At 47.5% G+C, this 15,966-nt stretch carries 11 protein-coding genes; 1 reads left to right on the top strand and 10 read right to left on the bottom strand.

The annotated features are described in order from the left end of the window. Positions 1-6 precede the first annotated feature (6 nt). The 9 genes from AC1RJL_RS14560 to prsK all read right to left on the bottom strand — a co-directional run bounded on the left by AC1RJL_RS14560 (position 7) and on the right by prsK (position 11,737). The gene (locus AC1RJL_RS14560) at positions 7-993 is read right to left on the bottom strand and encodes a polysaccharide deacetylase family protein (protein ID WP_492915259.1); all 987 of its coding nucleotides are present in this window, start codon (positions 991-993) and stop codon (positions 7-9) included. A gap of 2 nt (positions 994-995) precedes the next feature. Further along, complete coding sequence (locus AC1RJL_RS14555) at positions 996-1,895, bottom strand: glycosyltransferase family 2 protein (RefSeq protein WP_492915257.1); 900 nt, start codon at positions 1,893-1,895, stop codon at positions 996-998. Next, positions 1,883-3,229, bottom strand: a complete 1,347-nt coding sequence (locus tag AC1RJL_RS14550; RefSeq protein ID WP_492915255.1) for a phenylacetate--CoA ligase family protein — start codon at positions 3,227-3,229, stop codon at positions 1,883-1,885. The genes AC1RJL_RS14555 and AC1RJL_RS14550 overlap by 13 nt, the downstream gene beginning before the upstream one ends. Before the next feature lie 56 nt (positions 3,230-3,285). After that, complete coding sequence (locus AC1RJL_RS14545; RefSeq protein WP_492915253.1) at positions 3,286-4,425, bottom strand: glycosyltransferase family 2 protein; 1,140 nt, start codon at positions 4,423-4,425, stop codon at positions 3,286-3,288. Further along, entirely contained in the window at positions 4,425-5,969 is a 1,545-nt protein-coding gene (xrt, locus tag AC1RJL_RS14540; protein WP_492915251.1) for an exosortase, read from the bottom strand. The genes AC1RJL_RS14545 and xrt overlap by 1 nt, the downstream gene beginning before the upstream one ends. Before the next feature lie 33 nt (positions 5,970-6,002). Beyond that, a complete protein-coding gene (locus AC1RJL_RS14535; RefSeq protein ID WP_492915249.1) occupies positions 6,003-6,755 on the bottom strand; it encodes a PEP-CTERM sorting domain-containing protein in 753 nt (250 codons plus the stop codon). A gap of 181 nt (positions 6,756-6,936) precedes the next feature. Next, entirely contained in the window at positions 6,937-8,067 is a 1,131-nt protein-coding gene (locus tag AC1RJL_RS14530) for a fibronectin type III domain-containing protein (protein ID WP_492915247.1), read from the bottom strand. Positions 8,068-8,290: 223 nt separating this feature from the next. Continuing rightward, positions 8,291-9,679, bottom strand: a complete 1,389-nt coding sequence (gene prsR, locus AC1RJL_RS14525; protein ID WP_492915245.1) for a PEP-CTERM-box response regulator transcription factor — start codon at positions 9,677-9,679, stop codon at positions 8,291-8,293. A gap of 9 nt (positions 9,680-9,688) precedes the next feature. Then, entirely contained in the window at positions 9,689-11,737 is a 2,049-nt protein-coding gene (gene prsK / locus AC1RJL_RS14520; protein WP_492915243.1) for an XrtA/PEP-CTERM system histidine kinase PrsK, read from the bottom strand. A gap of 236 nt (positions 11,738-11,973) precedes the next feature. On the opposite strand from prsK, the gene AC1RJL_RS14515 reads away from it, so the two are divergent. Beyond that, positions 11,974-12,375: a c-type cytochrome gene (locus AC1RJL_RS14515; protein WP_492915720.1), complete on the top strand. Its 402-nt coding sequence runs from the start codon at positions 11,974-11,976 to the stop codon at positions 12,373-12,375. A gap of 122 nt (positions 12,376-12,497) precedes the next feature. Here AC1RJL_RS14515 and AC1RJL_RS14510 read toward each other — a convergent pair whose 3' ends face one another. Beyond that, complete coding sequence (locus AC1RJL_RS14510; protein WP_492915241.1) at positions 12,498-15,800, bottom strand: TonB-dependent receptor; 3,303 nt, start codon at positions 15,798-15,800, stop codon at positions 12,498-12,500. Between the last annotated feature and the right edge of the window lie 166 nt (positions 15,801-15,966).

The raw sequence follows: 15,966 nt of genomic DNA, 5'->3' as shown, positions 1-15,966 counted from the left end.
TATCTGCTAGCCGATGTAATGGTGCTGCTGTTCCGCAGGATGGCGACAAATTATCCACTTGAAATAATCAAAATCGGTATGCGACGCAAGTCGTCCAATTAAAAAAAGGTTCTTTTTATTTATTGGCGTATTGCGGGCGAGCAAGCCGTATTGGTATCCGAGAGCTTTTGCCTGCGCTACGACATTGTCATCAATATCTACTAGTCGCCCATTTGGATAGCAAATACCATGGGGAAAAATTCCGAGTTTATCGACAATCATTTGTGCTGAATTGGCAAGTTCGTGTTCAACCTCGCCAAGTGACAGGTTTCTTAAAATCGGGTGCGATACGGTATGGCTGCCTATGTTAAGGCCTTCATGTTGCATCGCGATTAATTGTTGCCATGAAACTGATGTAAATGGGGCTATTGGTTTTTCCGGCAACGTAATATTTGCGGCGCGGGCAAAGGTATGGATAAAATCAATTCGTTTTTGATTTTCCAGAGTTAAACAATAATCTCCTAATAGATGCCAGCTACTGGATAGATGATCTTCTTCCAGTGATATGTTTCCGAATGGCTCCAGGTGGATGTTCTTATTTTGGCAATTAAGAATTGCAAATTTAAGCAAGTCGGGCCATAACCAGAGGTCACCGTTAACGAAACCTGTGGTTATGTAGAGACTTGCGGGTACTTGATATTTTTTTAGAACAGGCCATGCATTTTCATAAAAGTCACAGTGACCATCATCAAATGTCAATGCGATTGAATGCGGTTTTATTGTGTTGTTATTGATTTCATTCATCAGCACATCCATTGTGACTACGCGAAAATGTTTGGCGATGTAGGCAATTTGCTTTTCAAACTCTATTGGTGCCAACCCTGAGATAAATGGTTGGTCAATGATACGGTGGTACATTAATACTTGAGGTGTAAAACGATTGTGCCAACGTAAGATTTTTAATCCACCACTGGCTTCAAGGATGCGAATTATTATTCGTTTGAATATTTGCATGATTAATGTTTGCCAAGCATTAATTTAATTAATGACTTCCAACTGTAGAACTTAAGTGGGTCAAGTATTAATCCGTGCAAAATTTTCTGCAGTGGCATGAAAAATAATTTTTCATTTTTTGCGTAAACGACAGCTTCGCGAACATACATGTCCGCCCAAGCTTTACGCACATATTTTGGATTAAGCTGCGCTCCGTGTTGCGCGACAAATTTATTTAATATGCGTGTTGCATAATCATAGCGTCCGCGATAATTTGTCGACATCTGGCCGGACCAAACCCGATAGATATACGTTCTCTCCGGAGTATAGGCAAACTCCCAATCCAATGAATAGCGCAGCCATAGATCCCAATCGATTCCCATACGAAACTCTTCATCAAACATTCCATTCTTCTCTACGCATGCGCGTCGAATGATGGAAGTCCCAAATGGTACGAAGTTTTCAATCAATAATTGGTTGGTTACATTGCCGGTATGTCGCTTTTCATTGGGTGTTTTAATATAACGATTATTGTGCTCATCAATATTACTAACTTCACTATAGACAATACCCACCTTAGGGTTGCTGAATAGTGGCATCTGTATTTGGAGTTTATTGTCTTCCCAAAGATCATCGGCATCGCAGAACGCGATGAATTCTCCGCTGGCATTTTTAATGCCACAGTTTTTTGCTTTGGGTTGTCCTTGATTCTCGTTTTTTAAATAGATAACACGATCATTATCTTTATAGCGCACCATAACCTCTTGGGTGTTATCGGTTGATCCATCATCTACTACGATAACTTCTATGCGTTCCCAGGCCTGTCTAAGAATGGAGTCAATTGCCTGGTCAATGTATTGCCCCATATTGTAAGTTGCTATAACTACACTTATAAGGGGTTGTGATGATGTTACACCTTGCATATAGAAAACCTGTATTTGCCGGATTTTTCCTGAGGAATTTTTTCAACGTTCCTAATAATAAGTGTTACATCCGCTCCAAACACCTGACCAAATTCTGTAAGCAGTGCATCGTCTGTCATGTGAGTGTATTCAGGTCCTTTAACGCGATTAATGATGATTTCATTTAACGTTTCTTGTATTAGTTGCATCTGTTCAATGCCTGGAATTTTTGTAAGCGTTCGCTCTACCAGGGAAACTCCAGCAACTTGTCCGCCATCTGTTTTTTTAAGGAAGTCTGCTATGCGTCCTTCAAGGCGTTCAAGTATCGGCGTTGTTCTACCGCAACTACATTGGCGTTCACTAAGCACACCTACATCTTCAACCTTGTAGCGTATCAGCGGCATACCAAAGTTATTTAAATCAGTAATGACCAATTTGCCCGGTGTGCCATAGGTAACGGGAATATTATTTTCATCCAGGCATTCAAGAATAATATGAGGGCTATTTATATGCATTCCTTTATGCTCTTCACATTCAACAGCAATTAGTCCCACCTCTTCACAGCCATAGCGGTTACTGACTTTGCACTGAAATGCGTCTTCAATTACTTGCCGTTCATGATCAAGTAGCATCATGGACGTGGCTACTATCCCCACTGGACGTAAATCATAAATTTTGTTTTCAAGTAAATATTTAGCAAAAATATAAATAGAGTGCGAATGTCCAAATATCATATCGGGTGAGAAACGGCGCCAGTGCCCGATAAAGTCATTCATGGTTTGCGGATTCAAATCCATAGTGTCGAGATAAATCATCCGCTCAAGCAAAAAAGATCTGATTTTTTGTTTTAGAGATATTGCCTTCGGAGGATTACCCCAGATTGCAGCAATACGAGCCCCCGGTTTCCATCCGCTGAATGAATCGGCGTAAATTTGTGCCCCATTTCGTAACTTCTGACAGCGCTCATCAAAAAATAAATTCAAGGATACACCTGTTGATCCACCTGTTTTTGCTTTGGGCATTTTATCTGCATCAAAATTGCTGCTAATAAATAGCGACGTGTTTTCGCGAATATCTTTTTTGGTTGTAATTGGAAAACGTTGTAAATCAGCAAGTGTTATTTCTTTGTCAGTATCCAGCCCAATTTTATTAAAAATACTCTTGTACCAACTGCTGGTTTCAGCGGCATGTCTAACCAGGAGATTCAATTTTTTCGTTTGAAGTGATTGCAGATCAGTATGCGACCAGTATTGCTGCTTAAGAAGATTTTTCTGTTCTTTGAGACGAACGCATCCCTCTTTTGCATCCCAAGCAATATAGGTGAGGCGACCAATTAATCGATCAAGTAGTTTCAATCGGTTGTTCCTTGTAAAATTAGGACACGGCTTAAAGCGAGTTGTTCGTATATACCTCAACCTGCACGAGGCTTCCATAGAACAATTTTTTCGCCTTTGACGAATTTTATAAAGGCCATAGCTGAAGCTATATTAATCAGGCAAAAATAGTGTGCCAGGCCGAGTATTCGATTTTGCGTTCCATCATTCAGTGCGACAAAAGCTGCAGAGCCATAGAAAATAACCTGTAGTATAAAAAGAGCACTGTAGAATGTGCCTTCACCCGTTATAAGTCCATTTGATATAAAAACTATGAGCAATGGGATGAATGCGAGATAGCGCAATAACTTATGAGAGGCGAGTTGCAAACTGAATAAACCATATCTGAAAGGATTGAATAGATGTTTCATATCCAGCATGGCCCAGTAAGCTCGTAGTGATACTCTGACGCGCATGCGGAATTCTGATTGCGATGAGCTCAAAGATTCTTCATTGAGCAAAGCCTGTTCGCAATAAACAACTCGTTTCCCTTGGGTAATTACTTTTAGGGGCAAAACAAAATCAGGTAGCTGATCAGCATTCATAGGCTGATACAATTCTTTTCGGATTGCATCAATGCCACCATCGACACCTACGACTGATGACACTTCAGTTTCAAGTGCCCGCATGTAGTTTTCATACTTCATATAGGCACTGCAGCCGTCACCAATCACGCTCCCTTCAGCATTGACATATACCATTTTTCCTGTGACATAACCTACAGAGTCATCCTGAAAGCAATTTATCAAGTGTTGTAATGCGTCTGGATGGTAGTGACTATTAGCATCAGAAAAAACAACTATCTCTCCGTGCACCAACGGCATAGCTAAATTTAAGCCAGATGTTTTTCCCTGTCGTGGAGACTGACGAATGAGTGTGACGCGTGGATCTTGTGCGGCAATGCGTTTAACAAGATCGTCTGTGCCATCTTCAGACTCATCGGAAATAACAATGATTTGTAATAAATCATGTGGGTAATTTTGTTGTAGCTTGTTATTGATTGTTGATTCAATCACTTTGCTTTCATTAAATGCTGGAATTAGCACTGTGATTTTTGGCGTGATCCCGGAAGCAGGAGTCGCTACTTTTGGACGTTTAGGCAAAAATCTGAGCAATATTGGATAGCCTATATAAATATAGATAACTACCAAGCTACTTAACCAAAAAAAAATTTTCACTAATTCTCCTTAGTGTTCGTTGTCAGTGAGTTGCTGCGCGCAGTTAAATTTTCCATTGCTAATTCGCATGTCACATCGGCACATATATTTTGGATTGTGTAAATAGTAAAGGTATTCATTTTCGTGAGCATTGCTGGTATTTGTAAAAGCTTTGCCATCGCATAGCTGGTGGTTGAATAACCTGCGATTTCAAACCATTGAGCTTGGGCAACAATGGTACCGCTATGTTTGTTGCGTAGAATTTGTATTTTTAATTTTCTGTCGTGTGAACTGATAGCTTTTTCCGATTGCAGAGACCAGATTGCATTATCAAATAGCCTTGGTAAGTAGGGTACCAGTTTTTCTCCTTCTGCCGTCCGTTGAAATTGATTGATTTGAATAAAGACTTTTTTATCGTCCACAGCTGTTTCGACTTTGGCGGCATGCGGAGCTTGCACCTTGATCGGCATTTTACTTGCGGATATTGGATGGTGCTCGTGGCCTAAAACATTATTGAGTGTTTGAGGTATTGGCTTAAGGTCTATAAAGAAGTGGAGCAATGGTCCTACGCAAAGGGCGATCAATGGCATAAGTAGCCTGGGAACCCTTATGTGTGGGGTTGGTTGTTGTTCTTTTAAGCCTTTAACTACGGGGGCAAAGTAAATGGCGGGAAATGCAATCAGGGCAAATAAGATCCATCCGAAATATTCGTGATCCGCCATGAGGGAGCTTTGCATTTGGGTCTGGTAACCGACAATAACCAGAATAAAAATTCTTAACCAATTAGTGACCAGTCCAATGCAAGCTGCAATAAGCAGCATCACTGAAAGTTTTTTAAGGGAATAACCGTTTAGATAACTAATAAGATAAGCGATAGCGAGGGAGATTGTGAAATAACGCAGTCCTGAGCAACCATCGGCGATCATGATTTCACCGTCAGGAACAAATATGCTATTGCCATCAATTACGGCTGGAATTGCTATTAAGCGCACCATTTCGCCCACTACGAGGCCACTTAAATTCACTAACGGATTCGTTAATTGATCCCATACTGGAATTGCAAAAGCTGGCAGGAGCAAAAGAAATATATGTTCTCGGGTTGCAGCTACCCCAAAAGCCGCTGCGAATAGGAATATGATAATACCAAGCAGCGATACCTGTTCGACAATATGTAAATTAGTGGCGTTAGTGATGTACCAGATTAAAGAAAATAAAACCAATCCGCCCAGCGATAATGTCCTGATAAGTCGAGAATCTTGACTGGTAGATATGGGCGAAGCCCGCCAGAGGAAAAAACAAAAAATAAAAATAATAATCAGGCCATGGGACTGATTTTCATCCCACTTTGTCCATCGTTCTATCAGTGCATTCACTGTTTCGAAATAGAGTGCGCCTATCAATAATATAAGGCTGATGGGGACTAATTTCAGAAAGCCTCCCATTGGTTTTTTTGTTTGCACAAGGTTAACTTCCATGCTTGGAGCCCAAAGAAAAAACTGGAGGAATGTTACCTGAAGGGCAATATTTTTTATAGGTAAGGTTTGTATGCAAAAAAAAGCCGACATAAAGTCGGCTTTTTCAAGCTTTACTTGCTTTAATCAGGCAGCATTGCGACGACGCGCAGCACCTAATCCCAATAAGCCCAAGCCCATCAGAAGCAAAGTGCTTGGCTCTGGCACTCTACCAACTGTTACATCATCAATACCCCAGCCATCAGTGCCATTGCTATTGATGAAGTCGAGTACACCATTAACAATATTTAGATCACTGACAACAGTCACATAGCCAACATTGCCGTTGGTATTGAATGCAGGAAGCACCACTTGGGCAGAGGTACCATTGGTAAAATTGAGGGTCAGGGTTGCGCCTTGGTCAGTTGCATCAGAAATATAGAAGCCAAATGCATTAAAGCTGCCGGTCAGCGGTGCGCCAAGCGTCCAGGTTACTAATTTGGCATCGTTGCTGTCCAGCCATAGGTCGGTAGCGCTGGTAGAAAGCGCTTCACGGCCAAATTCACCGGTTTTACGACTTTCAATCATCAGGTCGCCATTATATGGGTTGCCTGCTGCTGCATTTTGTCCTGGAGTTACCAAAGTAAATGTACCTACTGCAGTAACAAATGAGCTTGAGCGGTTTTCCCAATTGTTTTGGTGGCCTGCACCAATGCTCCCGGGGGCTGTGCCGAGGCTGTCAAAAGTTTCGGTAACACTAGGGCCGACTAACGAGGCCAGGAAATTAGCTTCAGCGTTGGGATTCGCGCTAAAGTTAATGGAGATTGAGGCTGCTTGTGAGCCTACCGATGCTAAAGCCAGCATGCTGCCGATAGCAAATGTTTTAAAAATGAATTTCATGACAAATTTCCTTCCATGTGGATTGAGTGGTTAACATAATGCGAAGGGGCATTAGCATTATTTATGCCACATATTAAAAGTCTTTATTTGTCATGTTGTTATATGCGACAAAAGTGGCGCTGAAAATAATATTGTAAACATTATCGACAAGCGGTCCGCCGCATTTTAAGGCATATCTGCTCTATTGTATTAAGGCGACAGCTGAAATAGGAGTGTAACTACTATAAATACCATTGGTGTCGTATACAGCAATCTCGATGATACTATCCAACGGAATCAAGCTTGTGACATAACTGGTGATCGAATTTCCGGTCAGGGTAATGTAGGTATAACTGCTAGTTGAATCTTGCTTGAATCTGATTTCATATCCCCCGATTTCGCCAAGCTCAAGAAAGCGCCCGTTTTCTCTCTGCTTGGGATGTTCCCATGCTATTTTGACCTGATTTTGCTTCGCATCTTTATTTTTGTCTGCGACAGGGCTTGAGCTGGCACTTGATGCAGCTTTGGAGCTGACAGCAGCACTTGAGGTTGAGCTTGACACGGTAGCTGAGCGAGAGCTGGCACTTGACGCGAGTTTCAAACTGGATACTGCGTTTGATGAGGCTTTGGAGCTGAAGTTCGCGCTGGAAATTCTACTTGATGCAGCTTTGGAGCTAACTGCAATGCTTGAAATCGCACTTGATGCGGCTTTGGGGCTGGCATTACTACTGGAGAAGATACTTGATGTAGTTATGGAGCCCGGTGCGATTGCAGGGCCACTTATTATCGCGGTGGAACTTGATATTGAACTGACATTACCAAGTGTGCGCACAGTGAAAGGCGCTGAAGCCCTGGAGCTGTTGCCTGAGTAGTCAACCGCAATAATTGTGTATGTATAAGCGGCATAGGATTGTAAGTTTGTATCGGTGAATAAATAGGCCGGGGAGCTTAATGTGGCGATAAGTTGGCCATTACGTTCAATTTTATAGGTGCTAACGCCGACATTATCTGTAGCGCTATCCCAAGCCAAGGTGATGCTATTTTCGGAGACCTGCTTGAGCAAAAGTTGGGTAGTTGACGGCGGAGTTGAGTCTTTCTCTTGGGTAATAATAGCTTGTAAGGATGATGCGGCCACGCTACTTGGTTGGGTTGCTTGGGAGCTTTGCGCCACTAGGGTGGCCTCGTTGCTGGAGGAGGCTCCGTTATTGATGATGGGGTTTTTAACGTCATCGGTAGTGGGGTCGTTGGAATCTGTACCACCACAGGCAGTGAGTAAGGTGGTGAATACCAATAGCGAAGCCCAGGACGCTAACTTTTTCCCACATTTATACATCTAACGAATACCTGCGCTATAAAAAGTGCGTCTTAACAATTATGGCCAATATGAGCTGGCTATCCCGAATGCTATTTTTAGCATTTGCAGGAGCAAACGGCAGTTTTATAATGATTTTTTGTGAGTTTCGGGATTTGCTATTCACATAGTGTGATATGTGGTTCAACGCACATAGCGGCCCCCATATATCTTTTAGATATATGGGGGAATTTGGTGGTAGCAATTACTCATCAGAGTCAGTGGAGTTAGGAGGGCATTGCTGGGTCATTTCATATTTTTTGATGAGGTCATAAAATGTCGGGCGGGTTACGCCGAGTAATTTAGATGCGGCTGAAATATTGTTATCGGTCATGCTCAGCGCGCGCAAAATGGCGCCTCGCTCTGCTTCCTGCCGTACATGGCGCAAATTCAGCGATAGTTCACCAGCCTCTGCCAATCCTAAGTCCTCGCGCGTGATATGTTTGCCATCGGCCATAATGACGGCGCGTTTTATTTTATTCTCCATTTCCCGGATATTGCCCGGCCAGCCATAGTTTTCAATTGCGGCTATGGCATCGGGTGTGAAACCGGTGACGTTTTGTCCATGTTCTTTGGCGAATTTGAGTTTGAAATGACGTGCCAGTAAGACCTTGTCGCCAAGGCGATTGCGCAGCGGCGGAATCACTACCGTCATCTCGCAAATCCGATAGAACAAGTCTTCGCGGAAGCTGCCTGCCTTTACCATTTCTTCCAGGTTTTTGTTGGTCGCGCAGATCACGCGTACATCAACAGGAATCTCTGATCGTCCACCCACGCGCTCAATAACCCGCTCTTGTAGAAAGCGCAAAAGCTTTGCTTGCAGATTGAGTGGCATATCACCAATTTCGTCGAGAAACAGGGTCCCTTCGTTGGCGGTTTCTACTTTTCCAATGGTCATTTTGTTGGCACCGGTGAAGGCACCTTTTTCATAGCCGAAGAGTTCGCTCTCAATGAGATTCTCTGGCACCGCCGCGCAATTGATGGCGACAAAGCGCTTGGTTTTGCGGGGGCTCAATTGGTGGATTGCGCGTGCCATCACCTCTTTACCGGTGCCGCTTTCACCGAGCAGGGTGCAGGTGACAGTGGTGGGGGATATTTTTTCGAGTTGGCGACAAATCTTGAGTAATTGTGGATCGTTGGTGATTAAGCCTTCCAGCGGTTCTTGCTGCAAGACGCTCAGGCGACGGTTGTAATCTTCCAGTTCATGGATGTGGAAGGCGCGCTGCACAATCAAATCCAGCGTGTTTGGCTCAACCGGTTTTTGGTAAAAATCGTAGGCGCCCATGGCGACCGCGCGCAGTGCATTGTCGCGATCGGTCTTGCCGGTCATGACAATTACTTTGCTATTGGGGGAGATGCGCAGGATATCCTGGATGCATTTGAAGCCTTCATCGACACCGTCTTCATCGGGCGGTAAACCCAGGTCCTGGATAATGACTGAGGCCTCGTGTAGGCGCAATGCGGCTATAGCGTCCTGACGGTTATCTGCGACTATGGTTTCGTATTGATCAAAGTGCCAGCGCAATTGGCTTTGCAGGCCGGCATCATCTTCAACGATGAGCAAAATAGGTTTGGTGATGGTCGACTTACTCATGCGATTGCGCTAATCCTTGTTCAATGGAAGGGTGATGGTAATAGTGGTGCCTTCACCCAGTTCGCTGGCGACGTTCAGTGTGCCGCTCAGCTCACTAATATATTCGCGCGACAGGTAGACGCCAATACCCATGCCTTTGCCGGATTTGGTTGTCTCAAATGGTTTGAATAATCGGGTATGGATGAAGTCCCAATCCATGCCGGAACCGGTGTCTTCAATGGTGATGACCGCCCAGTTATTGTGGATTTGCAGTGTAACATGAACTTGGCCGCTGTCTGGCGTGGCCTCCTGCGCATTTTTGATGAAGTTGGTGATGGTCATCACCAATCGCACTTGATCTGCATTGATAGTGCGATTGGTTGGTTGTATTTCAGCGCTTAATCTAGGGCTACTGCGTTGTTGGCATTCGCTGACGGCTTGATGGATCACTTCCATGATCGATAAACGTTTCACCAGATCGGAATCATCGCGGCGCAATTTTTTCAGCAGGTTATTCATGCGGTCAACCGAGTTGCTGATGGTTTTAATCGCATCTTCAAAAAACGCCGGATTGTCTTTGTGTTTCTCGGCATTGCGCACGACCAGCGCCTGTTGGGCAATCAGGTTATTCAGGTCGTGAATAATAAACGCCACCAGTTTGTTGTAAGTATCAAATTGCCGCCCCTCTACTAATTGTTCTGCCTGTTGATGGCGTTTGAGGTAGCTGGCGATTTGGCGACCCATGGTTTTCAATAAATCCAGATCTTCCCAAGTAAGGGTTTCATCGCCACCGGGTTTGGTCAACGCCATAAACCCCACCAACTCTTCGCCTACGATCAATGGGAACATCAACCAGAGATCAGGGATGTTGTGCGCCCAGTGCGGCAGTAATTCATTGTGTTGGCTGAGCGCTTCGTTGTCGCCACTGTCGGGGATAAACACCCATTCCGCTTCGATGAAGGCGCGGCAAAAAGGGCTATCGACCGGCTCCTCCTGCAGATCGACAAAGTTGGGCAAATTAGCGCGGTAAACGGGTTCGTAGAACCCCTGTTTGCGCAGCCAAATGGCGCCGCTGGGCGCTTTAGTGGTAGAGGCAACCGCAAAAAAGGCGCGCTGGTTGACTTCACTTGCCTCGGCCGGTTGGGCGAGATAATTGATCAGGCGCAGCCATTCATTGCGATAGTCGTATTTGTAGCGAAATAGATGCTTATTGATCAGCACCGATAATTTCATGCGAATGCGGCTGGAGATAAATACGGTCGCAATTAGCAACACCGCGCCGACTAGTAAAAGACTGTAGAAGACGGTGCCCCAGTTACCGCCGTACAGGCGTACGTAGTAACCGCCGAGCGACAGTGCCGTAATTAATATACCGACACCGACCAGCGATGTGGTGTAAAACGCGATAGGCCGGGAGAGATTAAAATTGGCTGGCCGATCATTGCGCTGCCACAACAGCATCCCGCCCAACGCCATAAACAGGCAGGTGGCGATGGAGACAGCCGCGCGCGATTGCCAGAGCATGGGGTCGAGTCCCTTGAAAATCAGTGCGTGAGTAAAGAGGTAGATGTCATAGAGGAAAATCGCCGCGAGATTCATGCACAGCAGTTTGATCTGGCGATCATTTTCAGCGGCATACCGGTAGAGTTGCTCAACACTCACCAGGGCAATGACGGCGAGCCCCAGCGCAAACCATACGGATAATCCCGCCTGGTTCATATTGGGGATAAACAACATGGCGATAGCGAGAGCAGTAATCGGCCAGCCGCCGCTGAACAATAATTGCAAGCTGGCGGGCAATTGCTTGCGCTGGGAATTGCGCTTGAGGCTCAATCCGATGCAAAACACCCAGGCGTTAAAGTGCAAGTATTCAAAAATGATCAGCAAATACAGCGGAATAGAATATTCTGAAAAGGAAAGCGCGATAGCACCCAGATGCAAGGTATGGACTGCGGCCGCGCCGGCAAATAGCCAGGATTTTTGTTTGCGCACCAGTTGGAACAGATAGGTCATCGTTAGCAGGGCAGAAACAACCGCCGCGCTAAAATAGGCAACCAGGGTGACGCTGTTATATTCCATACCTGCCAAAATCCTATAATGGGTATAAGTCTTGGCAATAAGCATAACAGTTGGTCGTGGCAGATCAAATTGCCTGAAGATTCTTGGCTCGACAATTAAATACTGCCATCGCCTGTGTGGGTATTTGCCGCTATAATGCGCCGCCCCGATCGACGCCGATCGACTGAATTTACAATGGGCATGCTGGAGCAGGGCTTCAGCGGCCTGATACAAATGAGGAAAACGCCGTGAGCCACATGAAAAAATTGTTTGGAATCCTGTTAGTTGCCGGCCTGGTTGCTGGATCTGCCGTCGCTAAAGACGACGATGTGCAGGCGCGTATTGCTCCCGTGGGCACTATTTGTCTGCAAGGTGATGAGTGTGCCGCAGCACCCGCGCCTGCGGCGGCGGCCGGGCCAAAGTCAGGTCAGGATGTCTATTCCGGATTCTGCACCACTTGCCACGCTGCCGGTGTAATGGGCGCGCCCAAATACGGCACCGCTGCCGATTGGGCACCGCGTATTGCCAAGGGTAAAGACACGCTTTACACCCACGCGCTCACCGGTTTCAATGCTATGCCAGCCAAAGGTATGTGCGCTGCTTGTACGGATGACGAAATCAAAGCTGCCGTAGATTACATGATTGACCACAGCAAATAATTTGCCCGCTCGATAGCCCGCACACCCAATAAAAAACCCTCGCCATTGCCACAATGGCGAGGGTTTTTTATTGCCGTTTTTTCAAACCTGTCCCGTCCCTGGGGCAGCTAATCCATCCGCGATTAGAAGTTGGCTTTCAGGATCAGTGCGGCGCGGCGGTCGTTTACGAACCAGGAGCGGCCCGCTTCTGCACCTTCACCATCGAGAATCATGATGGTTTTGGTTTGGGTGTTGGCAATGTTAGTCAACTGCAAGCCAAGGGTTACGTTGTCGTTGATATTATAGAACGCCGAGCCGTCGAGGAAACCGGAAGCATCGTTCCACAGCGGATACTTACTGATAACGTCGCGCGTGGTCAGCAGGTATTTGGAGCGCCAGTTATACGCCAGCCGCAACGACCAGTCGTCCTTGTCGTACATCGCGACCAGGTTGAAAGTATCTTTGGATTGGCCTTGCAGTGGTACTTTATCCAAATCGACCCGTGCGCCGGTATCCGTTGGAGTGCCGGCAAAACCATCACTGCTGCTATCGCCACCGTTAGGTACACCATTGGCATCGATATAGGTGTAGTTCACCTGTAAACCCAAGCCGTCCCAAGGTGCGGGCAGCATGTCGTAGAACTGTTGATAGGCAACTTCAAAGCCCTGCATGGTGCCATCGCCACCGTTGCGGGTGCCTTCCAAGTCAACGGTTTGGGTTACGCCGGAAACCGGGTTGGTGAAATCCCGCGCGAAGGTGCCATAGACGAAGAAATTGGAGAGATCCTTATAGAACAGGGTGGTAGTAAGCGAGCCAACGCTGGCGAAATACCACTCCAGCGAGGCATCAAATTGGGTTGATTCCATCGGCTTGAGGCCGGGATTACCCGAGCTGCCGCTCCAACCGGCAACATCTGCACCGGTGATACCGCCACCGGCATCGGGATTTGACGGATCGCGCTCCGGTTGCTCGATATTCACTGCCAGTGGTCGCAGGTTGGCCTGGTTTTTCACCGCTTCCATATCCGGCAGGGCGATGGCTTTGGCAACCGCGAAGCGGGAGATCAAATCATCGGTCAGCTCCACTTTCAGGTTAAAGCTGGGCAGGGTAGCAGAATAAGTGGAGTTGGCGCCTTGCACGGTGAAGGCATTGTTGCCAAAGCCGCGCTCGTCGTTGCTCAGGAAGTTATTGGGATCGCTGATCCATTTCGATTCAGGCAGCGCAAGCAATGCGGTACGTGCAGCAGCCAAATCAGTGTAACCACCCTGATCGAAAAGTGCTTGACTGGCTTGGACGGTCCAGGCTTCTACCGCAGCGCCGTTCAGTGGAAGGCTGATGCCTGCCGGAGCGGCTGAGTCAGGTATCAGATCCGGATACTGCACTGAACCGAGGGCATCGCGCTCCAGGCGCACATAGCGCAAACCCAGGTTACCGCTGAAGCGCAAGGTGTAGTCGTCGGAGCCAAAGTCCACTTTCACATAAGCGGCCTCGTTAGTCTCTTTGGTGACAAACACTTCGGACGGGGTGAAGTAATCCGTGGTGCCGGCGCGTTTGTTCGCCGGGATAAATGAACCGGCGGCGGCCAGCAATTCACGCCCGTTAATGACTTCTTTTACCAGTGATGGCGATGCGTGCAACATGCCGTTACCGGGAATGGCCAGCACGCCGCCGCGGTGGAAATCGCTCCAATCAACTTCGGTATATTGCTGGTCAGATACTTTTTCCAGGTCGGCCCAGTAGATGTCGGACTGCCAGCGCGGCCCCAACGAACCCCAGTTGTAGATCGATGAGCGCACAGTTTGCTCGCGCTCGGCCAAGCGCAAGCCGCCGCTGATGCCGGTGATGAAGTTGTCATCAAGGGTGTGCTTGATATCGATGCGTGTTGCCAGTGAGTCACCTTCGGAGCGCTCGTAGTGATCCATTGCAGCCTGCCAGAAATAGGAGGTCGGATCCTGGAAATAGTTGCTATCGCCCGCAGGATCACCGGAAAACCCGGGGAAGCCAGTCGCGTACACGTCCGGATTGTTGGTGCGAAAGCTATTCCAGGGTTCGATCAAGGTCAGTGACGGAGTACTGCCGCGGGTGTCGTAATCCTGCATCGCATGGGTGGCGAGCATCACGGTCACATCGTCATCATCGGTATTGGCGTCGATGTACTGCAAGTCGAGCGAGTACTCCCAATTATCGTTGGGGGTGAATTTCAGGTTGAACGAGTAGTCGTCCACCAGTGTGCGCGTGCTTTTGTAGCGCGTGTCGGTGGAGAAGATGTGGCCCCATTGGGGAATATTGACCGGATCATCACCCCAGGCGCGCGGGATGCGGTTGGTATTGCCGTCGGCTGCACGCCAGCCGTCGGAGTCAGTGAGGGTGCCCGCAGTAAAAATACCGTTATTATCGAAACTGAATTCAGTGCCCTCTAATGGACGGGTGCGGCGCACGTCCTGCTTTGCGCCTTCGTCATAGTAGCCGCCCTGGTATTTGATGGCATATTCGGTCCAGGATAGCTCGGCGTCGGAGCGCATATATTGGAAGGTGCCGAGCACCGTTTCATCAGCGCTTTTCCATTGTAAGGCTGCTGCGTAACCCTGGCGGTCGCGTTCGTCGGTTTTCATCAGCGCATTGGAACCGTTTGGCATCCACACGTTGCCTTTGCCGTCAGCACCGACAAAACGCTCGGCACCCGCAAGTACCGAAGCGTCGTATTTCACATAAGCATCACTCTGGATGCCGTTAGACATGCCGGTGAGTGATGAATCGGCAATATTGAGCAATACCCCGAATTCCCCTGCATCGGTGTTCCAGCGGTCGCTGTAGAGTGCAGATACCGTGGGCGTCCAGTCTTCGGCCATATCGCCGTAGGAATAATCTGCTGAAATAGCGATGACGCGCGATTCGGAATCAAACGGCTTGCGGGTGCGCAGGCTCACGGTGCCGCCAATCCCGCCTTCGATCATATCGGCGGTCTGGTTTTTGTAGATGTCCACACCGCCCATCAGCTCGGGCGGCACATCCTGGAAGCTCAAGCCGCGGCCGGAGTTGGCGGTAAAGGAATCGCGCCCGTTAAATTCCGAGCGGGTGGCATTCATACCGCGAATCACCGCGCCGGAACCTTCCGTACTGAAGTGGTCAGGGTCATTGGCGGACGCAAAACGCTCGATGGAAACGCCGGGAACCCGCTGCATGGCTTCAAGTACGCTGCGGTCGGGCAGTGAACCAATGTCGGCGGCGGAAATAGAATCGACTACCGTGTCAGCAGTGCGTTTAATTTCTTGCGCGCTTTGCAAGTTGGCGCGCACGCCGGTGACCACGACTTCGTCGACACTACCTTCGGTCTGCGCAACTACTGGCGCTGCCAACGCCATGATGCACAGCGCTAACAGCGAGCGACGGAAAACGGGAGTTATAGTGATCGTGTGTTGTGTTTGTTTATTGTTGTGGGAGTGCATAGCTTGGCCTCGTTGTAATGTTTTTTATTAGGTGTTTCCAATGACTGCTCCTCGTCCTCGTGGCGAGGGCATGAGCGTCATACTCAACATCTCTGGCCGCTATGTCGCACCAGTTTAATCAGCGAGCGCAAACTGGTGACCATGTTGATGAAGCAGCAGGGCACGC

The organism is Cellvibrio sp. GW822-FHT04B05 (assembly GCF_058800985.1).
The sequence above is the reverse complement of the archived record's forward strand: the minus strand, read 5'-3'. Positions and strand labels throughout refer to the sequence as shown.